The organism is Dietzia sp. SYD-A1 (genome assembly GCF_015356725.1).
Classification (GTDB): domain Bacteria; phylum Actinomycetota; class Actinomycetes; order Mycobacteriales; family Mycobacteriaceae; genus Dietzia.
This window is the reverse complement of sequence record NZ_JADDKI010000458.1, coordinates 1-1,019: the sequence shown is the minus strand read 5'-3', so window position 1 is coordinate 1,019 and position 1,019 is coordinate 1. Positions and strand designations below refer to the sequence as shown.

Annotated in this window: 2 protein-coding genes; both read right to left on the bottom strand. The window is 72.8% G+C overall.

From position 1 onward, the window contains the following. Positions 1-270, bottom strand: a 270-nt coding sequence (locus IY392_RS15650; RefSeq protein ID WP_194861706.1) for an NTP transferase domain-containing protein, incomplete at its 3' end; no start/stop codon positions are given. Further along, positions 267-908, bottom strand: a complete 642-nt coding sequence (locus tag IY392_RS15645; protein ID WP_182613568.1) for a TetR/AcrR family transcriptional regulator — start codon at positions 906-908, stop codon at positions 267-269. The genes IY392_RS15645 and IY392_RS15650, both read right to left, overlap by 4 nt. Positions 909-1,019: the final 111 nt, after the last annotated feature.

Sequence of the window (1,019 nt, the reverse complement as noted above, 5' to 3'; positions counted from 1 at the left end):
GTCACAGGCGACGACGACGACGAGGTCCACCCTCTCCGGGAGTGCCGCCAGTCCCGCCGCGATCCCGGCGACCGGACCGGAGTAGGGCGGTTCCTCGCAGGTGTCGCCTCCGGGGCCGACCGTGACGACCGGGTCCGCCACGGCCGCGGCGGCGGCGACCACGGTCTCGAGCATCTGCCGGCCCGCCACCGCGATTCCTGCCTTGTCCGTGCCGTCGAGTCGGCTCGCGCGGCCACCGGCCAGGACGATCGCCCCGACGGAGTCGGTCATGAGCCGGCTGCCGCGTCGTGCTGGTCCGTCTCACCGACCGGGCGGTCTCGGCCCGCGTTCCCCGCCAGGCGGCTGCGAAGGAAGTCGTCGACGAGGATCTCGATGTCCGTCTCGGCGAACGGACGCAGTCCGATCATGCGGGAGAGGACCACCGGCCCGGCGAGCTGTGCCACCGCCAGGTCGCGGTCCCCGGGGATCAGGGTCCCGGCGGATTCGGCGGCGGACAGGATCGCGTGCAGGGGGGCGGCGTAGGAGTCCACGACTCCGCGTCGCAGCTCGCCCACCTCGTCGTCGTCCCCGGCTCCCCGGCCCATCGCCAGCCATCCCCACATCGACTGCTGGAGGGGGGCGTCCTGGATCAGCCGCGTCATGGACGTGCACAGCTGGATGAGTTGATCGCGCACCGGGGCGTCGCCCGGAGGCGGCTCCGGCGCAGGCAGCAGGCGTCGGAACGCCGCGGCGATCAGTGAGTCGGTGGAGGGGAAGTTGCGGTACAGCGTGGTCCGGGCGACCCCGGACACGCGGGTGACCGCGTCCACCGTGACCGCCGCGGCGCCACCCGCCAGGAGTAGATCGACCGCGGCGTCGAGGAGTTTGCCCCGCGAACGTGCCCGGCGCGGATCGGTCGGAGACTTCATGGGTCCATTGTGACGGCCCTCGGTGGTATACGGTGGGGGGACCCGACCGATACCGCCGGTATCGTTTCTCGACACGACCCACCCCCACCCCTGCCGACCCTGACCCCCGGG